Source organism: Pseudarthrobacter sp. NPDC055928 (assembly GCF_042270935.1).
Classification (GTDB): domain Bacteria; phylum Actinomycetota; class Actinomycetes; order Actinomycetales; family Micrococcaceae; genus Arthrobacter.
In genome coordinates this window covers 93,704-113,718 of sequence record NZ_JBHJZH010000003.1, presented here as the reverse complement: position 1 = coordinate 113,718, position 20,015 = coordinate 93,704, and the positions used below count along the sequence as shown (strand labels likewise).

Sequence of the window (20,015 nt, the reverse complement as noted above, 5' to 3'; positions counted from 1 at the left end):
ACACTCCACCGGCTACGGCCTGACACCGCGACATACTCGACACAATCGAGAGGAAATGAGCGATGCGAAGACGCGAGTTCTCGCTACTGATAGGCCCCAGCCTGCTCGTGATGTTGGGCCTCCTGGTGGTCCCGTTGGTCCGCACCATCCAGTGGAGCTTCCAAAAGGTGGAGTACGGATCCCCTGGAGATTTCATCGGGCTTTCCAACTACACCCAAGCGCTGATCGATGCGCGTTTCGGCCGGGCAGTGCTTTTCACCCTGCTCCTGACTGTCATCGTGACTGCAACCATCCTCGTGCTGGGATACCTGATTGCCACCGGGATGAACGGCCTCGGAAAGCTCCGGCCCTACATCCTCGGTGCAATGCTCGTTGCCTATGTGCTGCCGAACATCGTCGGTGCTGTCTCGTTCTCGTGGCTCTTCGACCAGAACTTCGGCGGCGTCGTGAACTACATCATCCAGGCACTCACCGGCCAGAACATCCTCTGGTTCACCGACACCTGGCCCAACCGCGTCATGGTCATGGCACACACTGTCTGGCACCTGCTGCCATTTTCCATGCTCATGATCCTGGCCGGCCTGCAGGGCGTGCCCAAGGAGTTGCGCGAGGCGGCCACGATCGACGGCGCGTCAACGGGAAAGACACACTTCTATGTCATCATCCCCACTATCCGGGGCATCCTGGGCTTCGTTTGCCTCATCACGATCATGGATGTGCTGCGCACCTTTGACAATCTCATCCCGCTCTCTCCGCAGGCGGACGCCATCGGCAATGAGTCGATCATGCTCTACGTCTTTGACACGGCGTTCCGCGACGGGTCGGCGCAGCTCGGCCTCGGCAGCGCGATCAATGTGCTCTCCATCCTCCTCATCCTGATTTGCCTGTTCCCGTTCATCCGGGGACTCCTCAAGGAAGCGAAAGCCAAAGCATGATCGCCGACACCATCAAGGCCCCCACCGGAAACGTCATCAAGGCGCCCCCTACGGCACGACGACGGCGTCCGGCGGCCAGCCGCATTTCTGCTGTCCTGCTCATCCTGACGGCCGTCATCATGCTTGCACCGTTCATCTGGACGGCGCTCTCGGTCACCAAGCCAACAGACGTCGCTTTCGCCAACCCTCCAGTCCTCACCGGCTACACGCCAACGTTGGAGGCCTTCCAAAATCTCTGGGAAACCACCTATTTCGCCCAGTACCTCATTAACACCATCGTTGTGGCAGTGATCTCCACCATCGTGGCACTGGTGCTGGGCATCCCTGCGGCGTACGCACTCTCGCGCTTCCCGGGATATGTTTCGGCCATCCTGCTGCTGCTGGCGCTGATCTTCCGGTCGCTTCCGCGCTTCTCCGTCGTATTGCCCATGTACGAGATCAGCAGGTCGCTGGGAATCTATGACACGACGTTCGCCTTGGCTGCTGCCCTCGTGGCGATCAACCAGCCCTTCAGCATCTGGCTCCTGCGAAACTTTTTCGCCGAGATCCCGAAGGAACTCGACGAAGCGGCCATGATCGATGGCTGCACCCGGCTGGGCACGCTCCGCCGGGTCATGATTCCGCTCATGCGGCCCGGCATCCTGACGGCGGGGATTTTTGTCTTCCTCTTCGCCTTCCAGGAGTACCTCACGGCGCTCGTACTCACCGACACGTCCTCAAAGACTGTGCCCGTGTTCATCACCACGCAGCTTGGGCAAACCTTGCCCATGCTCCAACAGGCAGGGGCGGCGGCCATGCTGCTCACGCTGCCAGTCATCGCCATCTCCTTCGTCGCCCAGAAATACCTGGTGGCCGGCCTGAGCGACGGCTCCGTCAAGGGCTGAGCGGGGTCGAAGAAAAACGATGGAGTCTTCCACCGCGGGTCCGCCGTCAACGACGGCGGACTTCCGCGTCCCCCTTGTCCTGCTCGCCGGCATGAACTGCACCGACGATTTGTGGTCCGGCTGCGGGCTCGAGCGATCCATCACGCCGACCCTTGATGAACCGGGCATGGATGCCCAGGTCGAGGCCCTGCTGGACATACTCCCCGAGCGCTTCGCGCTGGCCGGGCTCTCCCTCGGCGGGATCGTTGGCATGGCGCTGTGCCGCCAAGCCCCGGAACGGGTGGTCCGTCTTTGCCTCATGTCCACCAACGCGCAGGCTCCAACGCAGCGTCAACGCGACGGCTGGCGCACCTGGCGCGACCGCCTCGCGGACGGCGAAACCCCGCGAGACCTTCAAGGCGACATCCTAAACGCGCTCCTGAGCGCTCCGGCGCGGGACCGGGACCCGGGACTCGCAGAGCGTGTCCTGCAAATGGGCGAGGACACCGGCGCCGCCCGGTTGGATGCCCAGCTACGCATGCAGGCAACGAGAGGGAATGAGCTTGCCTCGCTCCCGGAGCTCCGCATACCGTTGCTCGTCGTTTCGGGCACGGCCGACGCCATCTGCCCACCGCGCTTCCACCAGGACATTGCGGCGACGGTACCTGGGGCGCGCCTGGCCTCGGTCAACGCCGGCCATCTTTCACCCATGGAACGCCCGGGGGAAGTGGGCCAGCTCCTCAGGTCCTGGCTGAACGCCTAGCAACGCGTTGCGGCACGAAACCAAAGGAACCGGCCATCCCCTCCCTGCGCGAAGCATCGGATGAGGATGGCCGGTTCTGTTATGGGCCCGTTCAGGATCAGGGGAGGGGGCGCGGCTTCAGAAGCGCCGCAAACTGCGCCATGAGCGCCTGGGTAAGGTTGTACGCCACCATCTGGGCGCCATCGGCATAAGAAGCGGCAGCAGCCTCGGCATCGCCCACCAGGTCCAGCCTTAGCGATCCGGCCGAGGCCAGTGCCGCGTTGACGCGCGCCCGCGATTCCGGCACTGACAGGTCCCCGGGGCCGCTGGACGCTGCCAGGTCGGCGGCTCCGAGCAGCAGCCCGTCCAATCCATCAACAGCCACGATCTTGTCCACCGCCGTTACGGCGAGCGGGGACTCAATCATGCCGATCACCAGTGTTTCCTCGGCCAGACGCGCCTTATGGTCCGGGCCGCTGACGGCACCATAGGACCCTGCCCGCCCATAGGTCGCGAAGCCGCGCCGCCCGCGCGGGGGATAGTGGGCAGCGGCGACGACATTCCGAGCCTGCTCCGCACTGTCCAGGTGCGGCATAACCACCCCGGCAGCTCCACTGTCCAGTGCCCGCAGAATCAGGGCGTCCTCACCCTCCCCGACGCGCACCAGTACATCGGCGCCGTGCATGGCTGCGGCAGCAATGTGCTGGCGCAGGGCCCCCACATCTGCCGGCCCGTGCTCACAGTCGATCAGAATGAAGTCGAACCCCGCCACGGCGAGCATTTCCACGAGTTCCTCCGAGGGCATGCGGAGGAGGACCCCGCAGACGCGCTCACCCGCGAGGACGCGTGTGCGCAGGGCACGCCGTTCCGGCTTCATGCCACCATCCCTGCAGACAGGTCCACGTCGGCACCGCAGAGGCCGGGCATCCCGAGCATCGCGACCACCGCCGCGCCGACCTCTTCCTCAGTTACCATCCGGCCCAGGGCGGCGCGCGAGACAAAGACGTCCTGAGCCTGCTCATACGTCTTTCCGGTCCTTTCGGCCTCCAGGCGGAAATTGCGGTCCATCCTGGGACCGTCCACCGGCCCCGGCGAGAGGGTGTTGACGTTGACTCCCGCCGGTCCTACTTCGAAGGCCAGGGTTGAGCTGAGCCCGATCACAGCCATCTTTGAAGCACAGTAGGGTGTCCGGCGTATGAGGGGCCGCTTTCCTGATACCGAGGCGAGATTGATGATGTCTCCGCTGCCCCGGCTGACCATGGCAGGCAGGAAGGCCCGGCACATCAGGAAGGTACCTCGGACGTTGACGTTGAAGACCTCGTCCCATTCATCCGGCGAGATATCGGTCAGCGGTGCGACTGGTCCGGCGATTCCGGCGTTGTTGACGAGGATCGACACTTCGGTCCCGAACAGGCTCTTTTCAAGCTGCCCGACAGACTCGGGATCGGCCACATCCACGGTGCGCCAGGTTGCGCCATTCCCGAGCGCGGCCGCAACTTCCTGCAGTGGCTCTGGACGCCGGCCTGCGATCACAACCTCTGCGCCGGCGTCGTGAAGGGCCCGCGCAATGGCAGCGCCCAGCCCCGTACCGCCCCCGGTGACGAGCGCCGTGCGACCGGTTAGGGATGTCATAGGGTCGCTCCGGCGGAGGTGGTGCCCGCCAGGGCGCGGTCGATCCACTCGAACTGTTCGCCGCTGTGGCGCCAAGCCCGCACGTCGCCCGAACGGGCATGTCCCTCGAAAAGCTCAACGCGTGCTGCCCGGCCCAGGACCCGGCCCAGCTCGGCGGATGATTCGGCATTCTCAATGGTCTGGTAGGTCACGGTCTTGAGGTACTTCCCCACCCAGAGGCCGCCGGTGTACCTTGCCGCACCGAGAGTGGGGAGGACGTGGTTGGTGCCGATGACCTTGTCGCCGTAGGAGACGCACGTGTTCTCGCCGAGGAAGAGGGCCCCGTAGTTGTGCATCTTTGTCAGTGCAAGGGCGGGGTCAGCGGTGAAGATCTGGACGTGCTCGGCCGCGAACTGGTCCGCGACACTGTACGCCTCCTCAAGGTCGTCGACCACGATGACCTGGCCCCAGTTCCGCCATGCCGGTTCGGCGAAGTCCTTGGTGGGCATGTCCGGCAGGATGCGTTCAATGTGCTCAAGCGCCTCGCGGGCCACCTTTTCAGAGGTGGTCACGAGGATCGCGGGCGAGTCCGGTCCGTGCTCGGCCTGGGAGAGGAGGTCGACGGCGACAATGAACGGGTCAGCGTCGGCGTCCGCGACGATGAGGACCTCCGTGGGCCCGGCGAAGAGATCGATGCCGATCTCGCCGAAGAGCTGCCGCTTGGCCTCGGCGACGTAGGCGTTGCCGGGACCGGCAATCATGTCCACGCGGTTGATCGTGTCGGTGCCGAGCGCCATTGCTGCGACTGCCTGGACGCCGCCCAGCAGGTAGATCTCATCTGCCCCGGCCAGCTTCATGGCGGCGATCGTCGCGGCCGGAATCTCTCCCCGGATCGGCGGCGTGCAGGCCACGACCCGCGGGACTCCGGCCACTTTGGCGGTGATGATGGTCATGTGGGCCGAAGCTGTGAGGGGGTACTTGCCGCCCGGAATGTACGCACCGGCGGCTTGCACCGGGACATGCCGATGACCGAGGAAGACACCAGGGAGGGTTTCGATCTCGACGTCCTGCATCGAGTCCCGCTGCGCCTGGGCGAAGGTGCGGACCTGGTCCTGGACGAAAACGATGTCCTCGATGACCTGCTGGTCCAGTGTTCCCATGATCTCTTCGATCTGGTGGTCCGAGAGCCGGAATGAGTCCCGGGTCTGCTTGTCGAAGAGTTCGGCGTATTTGCGGACGGCAGCGTCGCCGTCGGACCGGATTTCCGCGATGATCTGGCCCACACGTTCTGCCACGTCTGCCTGGCTTGTGTCTGCGAAGGACTTGGACGGTGCTTGCTTCAGGTACTTGACCACAATTACTCCTCGTTGTTGCATACGTATGTCTATAATAGGAACGGGCCAACACCGAGGTCAATAGTCTGATTCGATAGAACCTTGCAGCGCCTGGAGCGCCGAAGACCGTAGGGAGAACTAGATGACTGTCACAAGCCGTGATGTCGCTCAGCTCGCAGGCGTTTCGCAGCCAACTGTGTCCCGGGCGTTGAGGGATGATCCCCGCGTCTCCGAGGCAACCAAGGAGCGGGTCCGCAGGGCCGCCGAACGCCTGGGCTACGTTCCCAGCGACGCCGGACGGGCCCTGTCCAGCGGGCGGACGCGGCGTGTCGGCCTCCTGCTCACGGACCTCGAAAACCAGTTCTATCCGCATATCATTGCGCCCGCGTTCCACCAGCTGGAGTCGCGCGGCTACCAGCTCATGCTGCATACCGAGGCGGCGGATAACGACGTCGTCGCGGAGCGGCTGATCTCCAACGGGCTCGATGGCGTGATCCTGGCGACCTCCACGATCGACTCCGTGGTGCCGCTCAGGCTACGGGACCGCGGGCTTCCGTTCGTCTACTTCAACCGGACATCCGCGGCCGTACGGGCCGATGCGGCCGTTGTGGATCCCGCGCAGGGCATGGGCGAGGCCGCCGAGGTCCTCTTCGAGCACGGCCACCGCCGGATTGCTGCAATCCTCGGTCCGGCCAACACAAGTACTGCCATCAACCGGGAGATTGCACTGCGCGAGGCGCTCGCCCAGCATGGCATTTCCATTCCCGCACCCTACGTTCATCGGGGTCCGTTCGACACGGCCACCGGCCAGGCCGGCACGGAGCGTTTCCTGAAGATGCCGGAGCCGCCCACCGCCATCGTCTGCGGCAACGATGTGGTGGCGTTCGGCGCCCTCAATGCCGCGCGAAGCGCGGGTGCAGAGGTTCCCACTGACGTGTCGATCATAGGGTTTGACGACCTGCCGTCCGCTTCCTGGCCCATTATCCGGCTGACCACCATTTCCTACGATCTCGATGCCATGGTTCGCCGGGCGGCGGACCTGCTCATCGAGCGGATCGAGAAGCCGGACCGGCCTGTTGAGGAGTCCGCCTTCCAGTCCCGGCTGGTCATGCGCGACACGCTGGCACGCATCCACTGACCCGTCGCTGATTGAAAAGTTCAGCCAAAAGGGGTTGCCAGCATGTTGTGCATACGCATACACTCGCTGTTGTCCCCACCTAACTTCCGTTCCTGAAAGCGAGTGAAAAGCGTGTCTCTCGACCCCGCTGCCTACAAGCCCTACAACGATCCTGACGACTTCATCCGCGAGGTCACCGACTACATCTGGGTTGAGCGCCAGATCGGCTTCATCCGCGACAACTACGAGCCCGACTCCATCGTCCACGGCTCCTACGGCACGTCCACTACGCGGCAGGAAGTCATCGAAGGATGCCTGATGCGGATCTCGCAGGCACCGGACCACATTGGCCAGGCGGGGGATGTCATCTGGGAGGCCCGCGGCAACGACGCCTTCCTCAGCTCGCACCTCGTTCTTTCCGGGGAGGCCGGCTTCAAGGTGGTAGGCCGAACAATCGCGAACTGCCTGTACCGCCGGGGCCGGATGGTCGAGGAGTGGGTGGTCCGTGACGAACTCGCCCATGCACTGTCCAAGGGCCTGGACCCCGATGAGGTTGCTCGGACCAAAGCCTTCCGTGGCTACACCGGATCGTTCACCGAATCCGCACCGGCAGACGTCATCGCCGTGGGTGATTCAGGTCCCAGGCCCGACGACTACCGTGACGAGGTCGAGAATGTCCTTGCCATGATCGGGCAAGTGTGGAACGACCGTGACCTCAAGAAAGTCGACGAATTCTTCGTTCGCGACCTGACTCTGCACACGGTCGGCAACGACCTCATCATCCGCCCCGAAGGCTATCGGCGTCAGCTGCTGCGGTTCCTTGATGCCTTCCCTGGCGGCCAGTTCGAAGTCCGTGACATCCAGACGCACAACGACCCGCGTTATGGCGGCCTTCGAGTTGCTGTGACGTGGAAGTTCACAGGCGACTACATCGGCCAGGCCCGTTACGGCGCAGTCACCGGCAAGCCGGTGGATGTCCTGGGCATCTCGCAGTTCCTCGTCCAGAACGGTCGGATCGTCAACGAGGTCAAGCTGTGGGATGACATCGCCATCCGGGCGCAGATCAACGCCACCCGCGGCGACGGCCCTGAGCCGGCCGCCAACATCTACTGACCCCGCTCGACATCCCCGAAGGAGGGATCATCATGACCAGCACCATCGATTCAGAGCAAAACATCGACAGCAGTGAGATCCAGCGGCGGACCATCCGCCGCACGGACTGGGTTCCATGCAACTCGGCATTTATTGACTGCCGCACTCCGGGCTCGGACAAGAAGGAGAACTACGCCTTCGTCGGCCCCGGCGTGTCCCAGAACCCCAACCAGTACGTCAACCTCACCGAACCGCATGGCTTCAACACCGGCGCCGCCGGCATGCCCAATGGCATCAGCAACAACCTGCACCTGCACTTCACCGCCGAAGTGTTCATCAACCTCGGAGGCGAGTTCCGGCTCCGCTGGGGCGCAGATGGCAAACAGGGGGAGTACATCGCCAAGGACGGCGACATCATCTCCGTTCCCACCTGGATTTTCCGCGGCTTCACCAATGAAGGGCCGGACGAAGGGATTCTTTACACGGTCCTTGGCAGGGACGACACCGGCGGAATCATCTGGGGCCCGTCCGTGCTCCGGGAAGCCGAGTCCTATGGGCTGTACCTCACTGCAGACAACCGCCTGATCGATACTGTGGCCGGCGACGAGCTCCCGGAAGGTGTGGCCCTGATCAAGCCTATGCAGCAGCATTTCATCGATGAGCTGACCACGTACACGCCGGAGCAGATGCGCTCCCGCGTGGTCCAGCCCGGCGACCGCATCTACAGCCAGCACGCGCTCCTATGCAACGCCCTGCCCGGCGGCCGCGCTGAACTAAGCCTGGTGATCGGCTACGGAATGTCCGAGGACAGGCGCCAGGTCCCGCCGATCCATGAGCCGCACAGCTTCAACCTTGCGTGGCTGCGGGCGGTGCCGGGCGAGGGCGTGCTTCGGCACCGCCATGACAGGCCGCAGGTAGTGCTCGTTAAGTCCGGTCGCTGGGCGCTGACGCTGAACGGGGATGCGAGCACGACGCTGGAACTGGGCCCATCCGATTCCTTCTCCGTTCCGGCCAACAGTTGGCGGGAGTTCCGTTGCCTGGAGGGCGGCGAAGCAGCAGCGACGCCGGGTACCGGTGAGCTCCTGGTGATCAACCCGGGCGACGACCGCGTGCGCCTTGAATGGGCACCAGAGGTGGCAGCCGCGGCCCACGACGCCGGTTGGGTCATCGACCCCAACGGCTACGTTGCCCCTACGGCCGTCATGGAAGGCGCAGCCGAGGACGACTGATGAGGGACGGGGCAGGAGGCCGCCGCAGAATGCGGCGGCCTCCCGCTTTTAACCGTTGCCCACTTCGGCCCTTACGCCAGATCAACGCGAGGAAAGCCATGCAACGTCCAGTCACTCTCCGCCGCGTAAACAGCCGGGAGGAGGCGTGCGCCGCTAGCCGCCGGGATCAGTCAATGGCACCGGTTCCGGCCGTTCGCACCGGCTGGCACTTTGACGACTGCCCAGGGCCGAAGATTCGAGCACGGATTCCATCACCTCCAGCACGTGGAAGGCCAGCTGCCCGCCCGCCCGCGGTTCGGAGCCGGAAGTGGTGACGGCGATGCCACAGCCGATCACGCGGCCCGCCAAGGGCGAAACCCTCGAGTCCAGCCATATGGAACTCGCCACCCGGCTTGTGGTCAGGGATTCAACGGCGCCTCCCGCCGGGTGAGTTTGGCATCTAGCCGTCTCTCGGCGGTGCCCCTCACTGGTCTCCTGCCATGTCCGTGCCGGGTGGTTGTCAGTACACTGGGACGCATGACCGAGCAGGAACCGGCCAGGCAACTGGCCGATCCGGACGCCATCGACACGTCATTGCGCACCCCGGCACAGCGGTCCCGCACGTTCGCAGGGATCCTGGTGAACACTGCCCTCGCCAACATCACCACCAGCTACCTGTGGTTCGCCCTGACTTTTTGGGTGTACCTGGAGACGCGCAACGTGATCGCCACTGGGGTCATCGGAGGCGCCTACATGCTGCTGATCGCTGTTTCCAGCATCAGCTTCGGCACGTTCGTGGACCGCTACCGCAAACTGGCCGTGATGCGCTTCGCCGCCGGCTACACCCTGGTGATGTTCGTGCTCTCCGGGGTGATGTTCCTGCTGACACCAGCCCGCTCGATGCTGGACCTGACGCAGCCGTGGTTCTGGATCTTCGCCGTGATCATCCTGACCGGTGCGGTGGTGGAAAACATGCGCAACATCGCCCTGTCCACCACGGTCACCATTCTCATCGAGCCGGATCGGCGGGCCAATGCCAACGGGCTGGTGGGCATGGTGCAGGGACTTATGCTCATTGTCACCTCCGTGCTCTCCGGGCTTTCGGTCGGGCTGCTGGGGATGGGCTGGACGGTCGTGGTGGCCCTCGTGCTCACGGCGCTGGCATTCGCGCACTTGCTCATGCTGCGCATGCCCGAGGAAGTGCGGCCGGCAGCCACGGATGCGCACGGCGGTTTTGACCTGCGCGGCTCCCTCGCCGCCGTATTGGCGGTCTCCGGTCTGTTCGCGCTGATCCTGTTCTCCACGTTCAACAACTTCATCGGCGGCGTCTACATGGCGTTGATGGATCCCTACGGCCTGGAGATGTTCTCCGTGGAGCTGTGGGGCACGTTCTTTGCTGTGGCCTCCACTGGGTTCCTCATCGGCGGAGCGCTGATCGGCAAGTTTGGACTCGGGGCCAACCCCTTGCGCACCATGCTCATCGCCGTGATCGTCATGGGTGTCCTCGGCGCCGTCTTCACGCTGCGGGAGTGGGCGTGGCTCTACATTGCGGGCATTTGGCTATACCTGGTCCTGATACCTTTCGTGGAGGCCGCGGAGCAGACCGTCATCCAGCAGGTGGTGCCTCTGCAGCGGCAAGGCCGGGTGTTCGGATTCGCCATGGCCTTTGAGTCCGCCGCGGCGCCAATCACCGCGTTCCTCATCGCCCCGATCGCCCAGGTCTGGATTATCCCGTACGCCCGGTCCGCTGAGGGCGCCGCCGAGTTGGCCCCGCTGCTGGGCGAGGGCACCTCCCGTGGCATCGCCCTAGTGTTCCTGGTAGCTGGGATCATCATGATCGCGGCCGCGCTGCTGGCCTTCCTGACCCCCGTTTACCGCCGGGTCTCGGCGTCCTATGTGCAGGCTGCTGCTGAGGAACCGGGGATAGCGGAGAGCAGGACGCCGGAAATCTGACGGAAACCTAACCGGCCTACGCTAATCAGGAAATCCGCCACGGAGGCGATGCGTCGGAGAAGCTGGCTTGCATGATCCTCCGGGTCTATAAACGTAGGACCGTGCCCGGCACCAGAAGGGAACCTGATGCATCTGATGCCCCGTGAGCAGGAAAAGCTCATGATCGTGGTGGCCGCCGATCTTGCCCGGCGGCGGCAGGCCCGAGGACTTAAGCTCAACTACCCCGAAGCCGTTGCCATCATCAGTTACGAACTCATCGAAGGCGCCCGTGATGGCCGCACCGTGGCGGACCTGATGAGCTACGGCACCACAATCATCACCCGGGAAGACGTGATGGAAGGCGTCCCGGAAATGATCCACGACGTCCAGATCGAAGCCACGTTCCCTGACGGCACCAAGCTCGTCACCGTCCACGATCCGATCCGATAAGGCAGGCGGCCATGATTCCAGGCGAATACATCCTTCGGTCCGAACCGGTAACGGTGAACGCCGGACGGGAGGCGATCGACGTCGTCGTCACCAACACCGGTGACCGGCCCGTGCAGGTGGGCTCGCACTTCCATTTTGCCGAAGCGAACGCTGCGCTCACCTTCGACAGGCAGGCTGCCTATGGGCGCAGGCTGGACATCCCCGCCGGGACGGCCGCACGCTTCGAACCGGGGGACAGCAGGACCGTGCGGTTGATTGAACTCGCAGGCAGCCGCCAGGTCTACGGCCTGAGCAACGCGGTCAACGGTCCGCTGGTAGCTCCGGAAGCAGGTTCCAAATGAGCTTCGACCTTCCCCGCCGGCAGTACGCGGACCTGTACGGCCCGACGACGGGCGACGCCATCCGGCTGGCGGACACCGAATTGTTCCTTGAAATCGAGAAGGACCTTACGGTCTACGGCGAGGAAGTGGTGTTCGGCGGCGGCAAAGTGATCCGCGACGGCATGGGCCAGAACGGCCAAGTGGTGCGGAGTGAAGACGTTCCGGACACTGTCATCACCAACGCCGTCATCCTCGACTACACGGGCATCTACAAGGCTGACGTTGCGCTTCGGGACGGCCATATCTTTAAGATCGGCAAGGCAGGCAACCCCCAGATCACCGACGGAGTGGACATCGTCATCGGCCCCAGCACCGAAATCATCGCCGGGGAACGAAAAATCCTCACCGCCGGCGGCATCGACACCCACATCCACTTCATCTCCCCGGACCAGGTCCCCACCGCCCTCACCAGCGGCGTTACCACCATGGTGGGTGGTGGCACTGGCCCGGCCGAAGGCACCAAAGCCACCACCGTCACCCCCGGCAAATGGCACATCCAGCGCATGCTGCAGGCGGCAGAGGGGCTGCCCGTCAACATCGGCTTGCTCGGAAAGGGCCATGCGTCCGCCGTCGAACCCCTCGCCGAGCAGATCCGCGCCGGTGCCATCGGGCTCAAGGTCCACGAAGACTGGGGCTCCACCACCTCCTCGATCGACAACTCGCTCAAGGTGGCCGACGAATACGACGTCCAGGTGGCCATCCACACCGACACGCTCAACGAGTGCGGCTTCGTGGAGGACACCATCCGCGCCATCGACGGCCGCGTCATCCACACCTTCCACACGGAAGGCGCCGGTGGCGGGCACGCGCCGGACATCATCCGGATCGCCGGGCTGCCCAACGTCCTGCCGGCGTCCACCAACCCGACGCTGCCGTACACACGGAACACCATCGAAGAGCACCTGGACATGCTCATGGTCTGCCACCACCTCAACCCGGACATCCCCGAGGACGTGGCCTTCGCCGATTCCCGCATCCGCGCCGAAACCATCGCTGCCGAGGACGTCCTGCAGGACCTGGGCATCTTCTCCATCACGTCTTCCGACTCCCAGGCCATGGGCCGCGTGGGGGAGGTAATTACCCGCACCTGGCAGGTGGCGGACAAGATGAAGAAGCAGCGCGGCGTTTTGAAGGATCCCGACGGCGGCACGCACGGCACTGCGGGCAGCGACAACTTCCGGCTCAAGCGCTACGTGGCGAAATACACCATCAATGCTGCCATCGCCCAAGGCATGGCCGAGTCCATCGGATCGGTGGAGGAGGGCAAGTTCGCGGACCTGGTGCTCTGGGACCCGGCCTTCTTCGGCGTCAAACCCGAACTCGTGCTCAAAGGCGGCCAGATCGCCTACGCGCTCATGGGCGACGCCAACGCCTCCATCCCCACTCCGCAGCCACGGACCATGCGCCCCATGTTCGCCGCGTTCGGCAAAGCGGTGCAGCAGTCCTCCATCACGTTCCTGTCGCAGGCAGCCATCGACGCCGGGGTACCCGAAGAACTGGGCCTGCAGAAAGTCATCCGGCCCGTCTCCGGCATCCGCTCCCTGACCAAGGCCGACCTCAAGTACAACGGCGCCACGCCCGACATCCAGGTGGACCCTGAGACTTACCAAGTGACCGTCGACGGCGAGGACGTCACCTGCGAGCCCTCCGACGTCCTGCCCATGGCCCAGCGCTACTTCCTTTTCTAACTTCCCCACCACCGGAGCCCTACGTGATCATCGAAAAAGTCCTCGGCAACCTCCACGAGCTGCCCACCGCGGACCTGGCCGCCTACATTGGGCTGCACCGCGAGAAAGTAGTGCTGCCCAGCGCCCAGCTGGTCAAGCGCATCCAGCGCGTTACTACCGACCACGGCAAGGAAATCGGCATCCGGCTGCCCTCCGGCTCCGGTGACCTTCGCGACGGCGACATCCTCCACGTTGCCGAAACGAACATGATCGTAGTGTCGGTGCTCCCCACCGACGTGCTCGTGGTGAGCCCGCGGACCATCCACGAAATGGGCGTCGTGGCACACTCCCTGGGCAACCGTCACCTCCAGGCCCAGTTCTTTGACTCGACCTCCGAGTACGGGGCCGACGTCATGGTTTGCGCCTACGACCACACCGTCGAGGACTACCTTCGCCACGTCGGCGTGCCCTTTACCCGCCAGGAGCGCGTCATGCCTGTGCCTTTTCGCCATGCTGAGCACTCGCACTAGCATCGCCGCAGACGCGGCAGGTTCGATCGCCTCGGGGGCTTCGACGGGAGATAGGGGCCGTGCCCGCTTCGCGGTGCCCACCACGCCGCGGCCCCTATCTCCCGTCTCCGCCGATCCGAAAGGTCACCTCTCGTCGAGGTGCTTGCCATGAGTTACCAGCTTGGGCTGCAGCAGCTTACTGACTCTGCCCTTCCTACTGGGGCCTTCGCACACTCTCTTGGGTTTGAGACTTACGTCGACGCTGGGGTCATTTTTGATGAGGGGTCTTTTGGCGTGTGGCTCCGTGCGTTTATCGGGCAGCAGTTGACGTACTCCGATGGCTTGGCCATCCGGTTCGTCTTCGAGGATGTTCCGCTTGAGGAGTTGGATGAGCTCTTGTCTGCTTCTTTACTGCCTCGGCAGGTTCGGGAGGCGAGCTTGAAGATGGGTGGGCGGTTGTTGGAGATCGGGGCTGAGGTGTTCCCGTCCCCTTCACTCGCGCTGTACCGGGACCTGGTGACCACTGGCCGGGCCGCCGGGCATCAGCCGCTGGCGTTCGCCGTCGTCGCACGCTCCCTGGGGGTGCCGCTCGGGGAGGCGCTCAGCGCTTACCTTTTCGCCGCCGTCACATCACTGACTCAAAACGCCGTCCGGGCCATCCCGCTGGGGCAGAACGCCGGCCAGCGGCTGCTGCGGACAGCGGCCAACGACGTCGCTGCCGCCGTCGAACGCGTCGCCCTCCTGACGCCGGACGACTTCGGGGCCCTCAGCCCCGGACTGGAAATTTCGCAGATGCGGCACGAGCGGCAACGCGCCCGAATGTTCATGAGCTAGCAGGAGGACACAATGACTGAACCCATCAAAATCGGCATCGGCGGCCCGGTGGGAGCCGGCAAAACCCAGCTCGTGGAGCGGCTCACCCGGCATATGAGCCGCGAAATTTCCATGGCCGCCATCACCAACGACATCTACACCATCGAGGATGCCAAAATCCTGGCGGCCAACGGCATCCTGCCCGAGGACCGGATCATCGGCGTCGAAACCGGCGGCTGCCCGCATACCGCCATCCGCGAAGACACCTCCATGAACACCGCCGCCATCGAGGAACTCAAAGCCCGCCACCCCGACCTGCAGGTCATCTTCGTCGAATCCGGCGGCGACAACCTCTCGGCCACCTTCAGCCCCGAACTGGTGGACTTCTCGATCTACATCATCGACGTGGCCCAAGGCGAAAAGATCCCCCGCAAAGCCGGCCAAGGCATGATCAAGTCCGATCTCTTCATCATCAACAAAACCGACCTCGCCCCCCACGTGGGAGCGGACCTCTCCGTCATGGAGAGGGACTCCAAGGAATTCCGCGGTAACAAGCCGTTCTGCTTCACCAACCTGAAAACCGACGAAGGGCTCGACGCCGTCATCGAATGGGTGCGGCGCGATGTCCTGATGCTCGACCTCGCAACATGAGCACGACGGCGGCAGCTCAGGTAGTCACCTCGCCGGCCGGGCTGGGTCCGGCGGCTTCGCCGGATTTGGGGCCGTGCCCGCTTCGCGGTGCCCACCACGCCGCGGCCCCCAAACCCGGCCTCGCCACCTCAGCGCTAAAGTCGCCGATGGGTGCGCTTGAACTGCAAGTCACCGTCCGGCAGGGGCGGTCGGTGGCCTCGCACCAGTTTCATCAAGGCGCCTTGAGAGTCTTGAGGCCGCATTACCTTGATGAGTCTGGGCAGGTTTGCTACGTCGTGGTGAATCCTGGCGGGGCTTATCTTGGGGCTGATTTGTTCCTCATCGACGTTGAAGTGGGGGATGGGGCTGATTTGTTGTTGACTACGCAGTCGGCGACGAAGATTTATCGGACTCCGGGGTCTTTTGCTGAGCAGCGGATGACCCTGCGGCTGGGGGAGGGGGCCCGGCTGGAGCTGATGCCTGACCAGCTGATCGCCTACCGGGAGGCCAGCTACCGGCAGAACACGCACATCACGGTGCGGCCGTCGTCGAGCCTGGTGATGGCTGAGGTGATCACGCCTGGCTGGTCGCCGGACGGGGCGTCCTTCCGCTACGAGGAGCTGCGGCTGCGTAATGAAATCCGCGTGGAAACCGGGGATCGCGGGCAGCTGCTGGCCCTCGACAACCTCCTGATCCGGCCACCCGCCGGTGACGTCACGGGGCTGGGCTTTATGGAGGGCTTCAGCCATCTCGGCTCGCTGGTGGTGGTGGACCCGCGTGTTGACCAGACGCTCGCCGATGAGCTCCACGCTGTCACCGCGGAGCACCAGGCGCACACCGGCATCTCCCTGACCCGCTCTTTGGCCGGGACCACCGGACTGGTGCTGCGCTCACTCTCGAACAGCACGGAGGAGCTCAACGGCCTGCTCGGCGCCTGCACGGCGCTGCTACGGCAACGCTGGTATGGGCAGGCGCCCCTGAACCTGAGGAAGTACTGATGACCGCCCTGACCCAGTTCGCCGTCATTTACCGCGAGCGCGACACCCTGCCGCTGCGGACCCGGCTGTTGTTCACCTTTGGTGCGGTGGCCGCCCTGCACATTGCCGCCGTCGTACTTCTGTTCAGCGGGACAGCGGGAGGGGGCCAGCCGCTTGCCCTGGGCCTGGTGCTGACCGCGTACCTGGCGGGCGTCAAGCACAGTTACGACTGGGACCACCTAGCTGCGATCGACAACTCCACCCGCAAGTTCGTGGCGCAGCGTCAGGACCCGGTCAGTGTGGGCTTCGCGTTCAGCCTGGGCCACAGCTCGGTGGTGATCCTGGCCGGCGTCCTGGTGGTGGCCGGCGCCACCATGGTGGGGCAGTTCATGGAGGAAGGTTCCGCCGGCAACCTGGTGCTGGGCCTGATCGGCAGCGGGGTGTCCGGCCTGTTCCTGCTCGCGATGGGGATCTTCAACGGCTCCGCATTCGTCCGGGCGGCCCGGGCCTACCGGGGCGCACGGGCCGGGGGCGGTATCGCCGTCGAGGACCTGGAAGCGAAGGGCCTGGTTGCGCGACTCCTGGCCAGGCCGCTGTCCCGCGTGCGCCGGCCGCGGAACATCTACGTGATCGGATTCCTGTTTGGGCTTGGCTTTGACACCGCCACCACCATCGGCCTGCTGGTGATGACGACGGCGGCCTCGCTGGCCGGCGTTTCTCCGCTCGCCCTGATCGCCCTGCCCGTCGCATTCACCGCCGCCATGACGCTCTGCGATTCGCTCAATGGCGTGGCGATGATGCGGATGTACCGCGCGGCCCTGGACGACCCGCAGCGGAAGCTCGGCTTCAATGCTGCGGTGACCGGCATCTCCGCGCTCTCTGCACTCTTTGTCGCAGTCATCACGCTGGGAGGCTTCGTCAACGCAGCGTTCGGGCTGGAAGATCCGCTGACCAGCTGGCTGGGCGCCATCGACCTCGGTGACGCCGGGCTCCTGCTGGTTGCCCTGCTCCTGGTGGTGTGGGGAGCGGCGTCCCTCCCTCGGCGGGGCAGCACTGCAGGGCGGACTGGGTAACGTAGGCGGCATGGATCTTGATGCCGGTCAGATGGACGAGTTACTGGGCGAACTGCGGCGCTCGCATCCCCGGCTTGCCATTGCCACCGTTCTCCGGGGGGAGACCACCACTACGGTCACCGGAGTCCAGCCTGAGGCGGACTTCGAAATTGGCTCCATTTCCAAGGCGATCACCGGGCTCCTGTACACGGATGCTTGTGGCCGCGGCGAAGTTCTGCCATCCAGTACATTGGCGGAGTTGCTGTCCCTGGGCGACTGCCCGGCCGGGCAACTCACCCTCGCATCCATCAGTACGCATTCATCAGGCTTGCCCCGGCTGCCCCGCTACGCCGATATGTGGAAGCGTTCGTACGCCCTCTCGCGGCACGGCCGTAACCCCTACGGCGAAGACTTGGCGGAGTTGCTGGCCCAGGCGCGCACGGTTCGGCTGAAATCGCTCCGCCCGCGGTACTCAAACCTCGGATTTGAACTGCTCGGCCACGCCGTGGCCGCCGGGGCAGGGCTGACCTTCAAGGAGTTGGTTGCCGAACGCCTGAGCACTCCGCTGGGACTCACTGCCACGTATGTGCCCGCGACGGAAAGCGAGCTGGGTCCCCAGGCCCTCACCGGTACCAACCGGAAGGGCCGCCGCCAGGATCCCTGGTTGGGCGAAGCGCTCGGCCCGGCCGGTGGCATCCGCTCCACCATCACGGACATGGCTGCCCTCGCGCGGGCCCTGCTGGATGGATCCGCACCTGGCCTCGCGGCCCTGGATCCTGTGGCCACCTTTGCAGGGCCGGCGGCACGCATTGGTGCTGCCTGGATGACACTGGAAGCCAAAGGCAGGACGGTGACGTGGCATAACGGGGGCACCGGCGGTTTCAGCTCCTGGATCGGCCTGGATCGCGAAGCCGGCTCCGCAGTTGTGCTGCTCTCGGCCACCACCGGCTCGCTGGACCGCCACGGCTTCAGAATCCTGGCGCAACTCACGCAGCCGTAAGAACTCAGGGGCTGTGTGGTGCCCGGCAGGTTCCTAGACTGGGGGCATGATCACAGTCAGCGGCACCGTGGAAACCCGAGGCACAGCCACCGCATCCCGGAAGGCCGGATCATGTCCAACCGCAATCCAGAGGTAGACACCTGGCTGGCGAACTATGCCAACCCCCAACGCGATCTGGTGGCCAGGGTCCGTGAGTTCATCATGGACCTGTCGCCTGAGCTGAGCGAAGCCGTGAAGTGGCAGGCGCCGACCTTTATGTACAAGGGCAACATTGCTTCGTTTTTCCCCAAGGCGAGGAAGAACGTCACGCTGATGTTCCACCAGGGCGCAACCATCAATGACCCGCTGGGGCTTCTGGAAGGTGAAGGGGAAACCTCCCGCGTGGCCCGCTTCCTTGATGCGGCCGACTTCGAAGCCAAGAAGCCGGCGCTGGAAGCTGTCATCGAGGGCTGGATCCGGGACCATTCCTAGGTCCCGGACGCGGCGCCTGCGGACCGCTGGTGAAAAGGCACAGCTGGTGAAAAGGCACTGACGATGACGGCGGCACGGGCATCCGCTTAGGCGGCTTGCCGGTTCTGGGCCTTCCGCGACCGTGGCTGGGCGCCGCGCTTTGCCGGCACGGCGCGGGGCCTGCGCCGGGGCTCCGCGGCGACGTGGCCGCCGTCGGGAACCCTGCTGTCAGCGTGCAGGCTTGAGCCGTGTTCGATGACGGCACCGGCTCCGATGCGCGAGTGGCTGCCGATGTGGACACGGTTGCCGATGACCGTTCCATGGCCCACATGCACGGCGTCCCCGATGACGGTACGTTCGCCCACCTGTGCCTGGCGGTCGATCCAGCTGCCGTGGCCCACCCGGGAGCCTGACCCGATCCGGGCTCCTGGCTCGACATAGGTCATGGACCCCAGGCGCGCACTTTCGGCGACGTACGCCCCTGGGCCAACAAAGCCCCCTCCGTTGGCGTGCCGCCGGTACCGGATGACCCTCCCGGCGTCGTCCTCAACTGATTCAATCTGCCTGCTCATGCCGTCCTTCTCCAAGGCTCGGGGACATTCTCCCGTGCATAGAGTTAACGGTGGGGAAACCCGGTGGATTCCCGCCGAAGTAGAACTCAAGCTGCCAGCGCTGGGTGGCCTGCGCCGTCCGGTTCGTGGGGGCCGACCCTGGCGGGTACACGCGCATGGCCCGCTTTCCGTCCACGAAGTCCGTGGACACCACGCCGCGGGCGAGCAGCGCGTCCAGGGGAAAGGCGAAATGCCCGAAACCGTCTTCGCTGCTGACACCGACCACAAACAGGTCAACTCCGTCGGAGGCGTCGAAAGGCCGGATGGGACCGCCGCCGTCGGGGGCCGTCCGCTGCCAGAGCGTGACAAACTGGCCTGCCTTCTTCGGGGTTGTCCTGGCAGCACGGAAGGCCGCCAGGAGTCCGTCGACGTGGAACGTGTGCGCCTCATAGTCGCGGCCTTCGATGTCAGCCTCTGGCTCCGAGACGGCAAATCCAAGGGTTCGATAGTGGGAAATGATGGCCAGCAGATGCGGAGACAGAGGCATCCCCGGAGCATACCTTTAGTGTGTCGATGCAGGTGAAAGGCTTGTGGGGTCTGGCAGGACCATGCCGTCAGCTATTCCGCACTACAGGCGCCGGGAGTAAGCTTCAATGACCGGAGGCGGTAGCCGGCCTGCAGCGTTGAGGCTGGCTTGGCTTG

The 20,015-nt window shown here is 64.7% G+C and carries 23 protein-coding genes; 17 read left to right on the top strand and 6 right to left on the bottom strand.

Annotated features, from left to right (window positions below):
* Positions 1-62: 62 nt before the first annotated feature.
* Genes ACFC25_RS05755 through ACFC25_RS05745 form a run of 3 tightly spaced genes read left to right on the top strand, consistent with a single transcriptional unit; the run spans position 63 to position 2,561 of the window.
* Positions 63-935 carry a carbohydrate ABC transporter permease gene (locus ACFC25_RS05755; RefSeq protein WP_376044434.1) on the top strand — a complete coding sequence of 291 codons (873 nt, stop codon included), beginning with the start codon at positions 63-65 and terminating at the stop codon, positions 933-935.
* Positions 932-1,819: a carbohydrate ABC transporter permease gene (locus ACFC25_RS05750; protein WP_376044433.1), complete on the top strand. Its 888-nt coding sequence runs from the start codon at positions 932-934 to the stop codon at positions 1,817-1,819. Before ACFC25_RS05755 ends, ACFC25_RS05750 begins: the two co-directional genes overlap by 4 nt.
* 19 nt (positions 1,820-1,838) lie before the next feature.
* A complete protein-coding gene (locus tag ACFC25_RS05745) occupies positions 1,839-2,561 on the top strand; it encodes an alpha/beta fold hydrolase (protein ID WP_376044432.1) in 723 nt (240 codons plus the stop codon).
* Between the two features lie 97 nt (positions 2,562-2,658).
* Here ACFC25_RS05745 and ACFC25_RS05740 read toward each other — a convergent pair whose 3' ends face one another.
* The 3 genes from ACFC25_RS05740 to hisD are packed head-to-tail and all read right to left on the bottom strand — an operon-like array spanning position 2,659 to position 5,506.
* Positions 2,659-3,417, bottom strand: a complete 759-nt coding sequence (locus ACFC25_RS05740) for an HpcH/HpaI aldolase/citrate lyase family protein (protein WP_376044431.1) — start codon at positions 3,415-3,417, stop codon at positions 2,659-2,661.
* Positions 3,414-4,172: an SDR family NAD(P)-dependent oxidoreductase gene (locus tag ACFC25_RS05735; protein ID WP_376044430.1), complete on the bottom strand. Its 759-nt coding sequence runs from the start codon at positions 4,170-4,172 to the stop codon at positions 3,414-3,416. Before ACFC25_RS05735 ends, ACFC25_RS05740 begins: the two co-directional genes overlap by 4 nt.
* The gene (gene hisD, locus ACFC25_RS05730) at positions 4,169-5,506 is read right to left on the bottom strand and encodes a histidinol dehydrogenase (protein ID WP_376044429.1); all 1,338 of its coding nucleotides are present in this window, start codon (positions 5,504-5,506) and stop codon (positions 4,169-4,171) included. The genes ACFC25_RS05735 and hisD overlap by 4 nt, the downstream gene beginning before the upstream one ends.
* Positions 5,507-5,627: 121 nt before the next feature.
* On the opposite strand from hisD, the gene ACFC25_RS05725 reads away from it, so the two are divergent.
* The 3 genes from ACFC25_RS05725 (at position 5,628) to ACFC25_RS05715 (ending at position 8,923) form a co-directional block, all read left to right on the top strand.
* Positions 5,628-6,623: a LacI family DNA-binding transcriptional regulator gene (locus tag ACFC25_RS05725; protein ID WP_376044428.1), complete on the top strand. Its 996-nt coding sequence runs from the start codon at positions 5,628-5,630 to the stop codon at positions 6,621-6,623.
* Positions 6,624-6,734: 111 nt separating this feature from the next.
* Positions 6,735-7,715, top strand: coding sequence for an ester cyclase (locus ACFC25_RS05720; RefSeq protein WP_376044427.1), 981 nt, complete (start codon positions 6,735-6,737; stop codon positions 7,713-7,715).
* Positions 7,716-7,747: 32 nt separating this feature from the next.
* Entirely contained in the window at positions 7,748-8,923 is a 1,176-nt protein-coding gene (locus ACFC25_RS05715; RefSeq protein WP_376044426.1) for a cupin domain-containing protein, read from the top strand.
* Between the two features lie 153 nt (positions 8,924-9,076).
* Here the strand turns inward: ACFC25_RS05715 and ACFC25_RS05710 are convergent, their stop codons facing one another.
* Positions 9,077-9,310 carry a hypothetical protein gene (locus tag ACFC25_RS05710; RefSeq protein ID WP_376044425.1) on the bottom strand — a complete coding sequence of 78 codons (234 nt, stop codon included), beginning with the start codon at positions 9,308-9,310 and terminating at the stop codon, positions 9,077-9,079.
* A gap of 129 nt (positions 9,311-9,439) precedes the next feature.
* On the opposite strand from ACFC25_RS05710, the gene ACFC25_RS05705 reads away from it, so the two are divergent.
* From ACFC25_RS05705 to ACFC25_RS05655, 11 genes are all read left to right on the top strand, one after another.
* The gene (locus tag ACFC25_RS05705) at positions 9,440-10,855 is read left to right on the top strand and encodes an MFS transporter (RefSeq protein WP_376044424.1); all 1,416 of its coding nucleotides are present in this window, start codon (positions 9,440-9,442) and stop codon (positions 10,853-10,855) included.
* Between the two features lie 126 nt (positions 10,856-10,981).
* Positions 10,982-11,284, top strand: a complete 303-nt coding sequence (locus tag ACFC25_RS05700; RefSeq protein WP_337345513.1) for an urease subunit gamma — start codon at positions 10,982-10,984, stop codon at positions 11,282-11,284.
* Between the two features lie 11 nt (positions 11,285-11,295).
* Positions 11,296-11,625: an urease subunit beta gene (locus tag ACFC25_RS05695; protein WP_337345514.1), complete on the top strand. Its 330-nt coding sequence runs from the start codon at positions 11,296-11,298 to the stop codon at positions 11,623-11,625.
* A complete protein-coding gene (gene ureC, locus ACFC25_RS05690; RefSeq protein ID WP_376044423.1) occupies positions 11,622-13,352 on the top strand; it encodes an urease subunit alpha in 1,731 nt (576 codons plus the stop codon). The genes ACFC25_RS05695 and ureC overlap by 4 nt, the downstream gene beginning before the upstream one ends.
* Before the next feature lie 23 nt (positions 13,353-13,375).
* Positions 13,376-13,861, top strand: a complete 486-nt coding sequence (gene ureE / locus ACFC25_RS05685; protein WP_337345516.1) for an urease accessory protein UreE — start codon at positions 13,376-13,378, stop codon at positions 13,859-13,861.
* 147 nt (positions 13,862-14,008) lie between these two features.
* Positions 14,009-14,674 (top strand): urease accessory protein UreF, encoded by a 666-nt coding sequence (locus tag ACFC25_RS05680; RefSeq protein ID WP_376044422.1) that lies wholly within the window; start codon positions 14,009-14,011, stop codon positions 14,672-14,674.
* 12 nt (positions 14,675-14,686) lie between these two features.
* The gene (gene ureG, locus ACFC25_RS05675; protein WP_131134828.1) at positions 14,687-15,304 is read left to right on the top strand and encodes an urease accessory protein UreG; all 618 of its coding nucleotides are present in this window, start codon (positions 14,687-14,689) and stop codon (positions 15,302-15,304) included.
* Entirely contained in the window at positions 15,301-16,281 is a 981-nt protein-coding gene (locus tag ACFC25_RS05670; protein WP_376044421.1) for an urease accessory protein UreD, read from the top strand. The genes ureG and ACFC25_RS05670 overlap by 4 nt, the downstream gene beginning before the upstream one ends.
* Positions 16,281-17,333 (top strand): HoxN/HupN/NixA family nickel/cobalt transporter, encoded by a 1,053-nt coding sequence (locus ACFC25_RS05665; RefSeq protein ID WP_376044420.1) that lies wholly within the window; start codon positions 16,281-16,283, stop codon positions 17,331-17,333. Before ACFC25_RS05670 ends, ACFC25_RS05665 begins: the two co-directional genes overlap by 1 nt.
* A 10-nt stretch (positions 17,334-17,343) precedes the next feature.
* Positions 17,344-18,312 carry a serine hydrolase domain-containing protein gene (locus ACFC25_RS05660; RefSeq protein WP_376044419.1) on the top strand — a complete coding sequence of 323 codons (969 nt, stop codon included), beginning with the start codon at positions 17,344-17,346 and terminating at the stop codon, positions 18,310-18,312.
* 111 nt (positions 18,313-18,423) lie between these two features.
* Positions 18,424-18,783, top strand: a complete 360-nt coding sequence (locus tag ACFC25_RS05655) for a DUF1801 domain-containing protein (RefSeq protein ID WP_337350709.1) — start codon at positions 18,424-18,426, stop codon at positions 18,781-18,783.
* An 86-nt stretch (positions 18,784-18,869) separates the two neighbouring features.
* Here the strand turns inward: ACFC25_RS05655 and ACFC25_RS05650 are convergent, their stop codons facing one another.
* Positions 18,870-19,334: a transferase gene (locus tag ACFC25_RS05650; RefSeq protein ID WP_337345522.1), complete on the bottom strand. Its 465-nt coding sequence runs from the start codon at positions 19,332-19,334 to the stop codon at positions 18,870-18,872.
* Positions 19,318-19,860 carry a MepB family protein gene (locus ACFC25_RS05645; protein ID WP_376044418.1) on the bottom strand — a complete coding sequence of 181 codons (543 nt, stop codon included), beginning with the start codon at positions 19,858-19,860 and terminating at the stop codon, positions 19,318-19,320. Before ACFC25_RS05645 ends, ACFC25_RS05650 begins: the two co-directional genes overlap by 17 nt.
* Positions 19,861-20,015 lie beyond the last annotated feature (155 nt).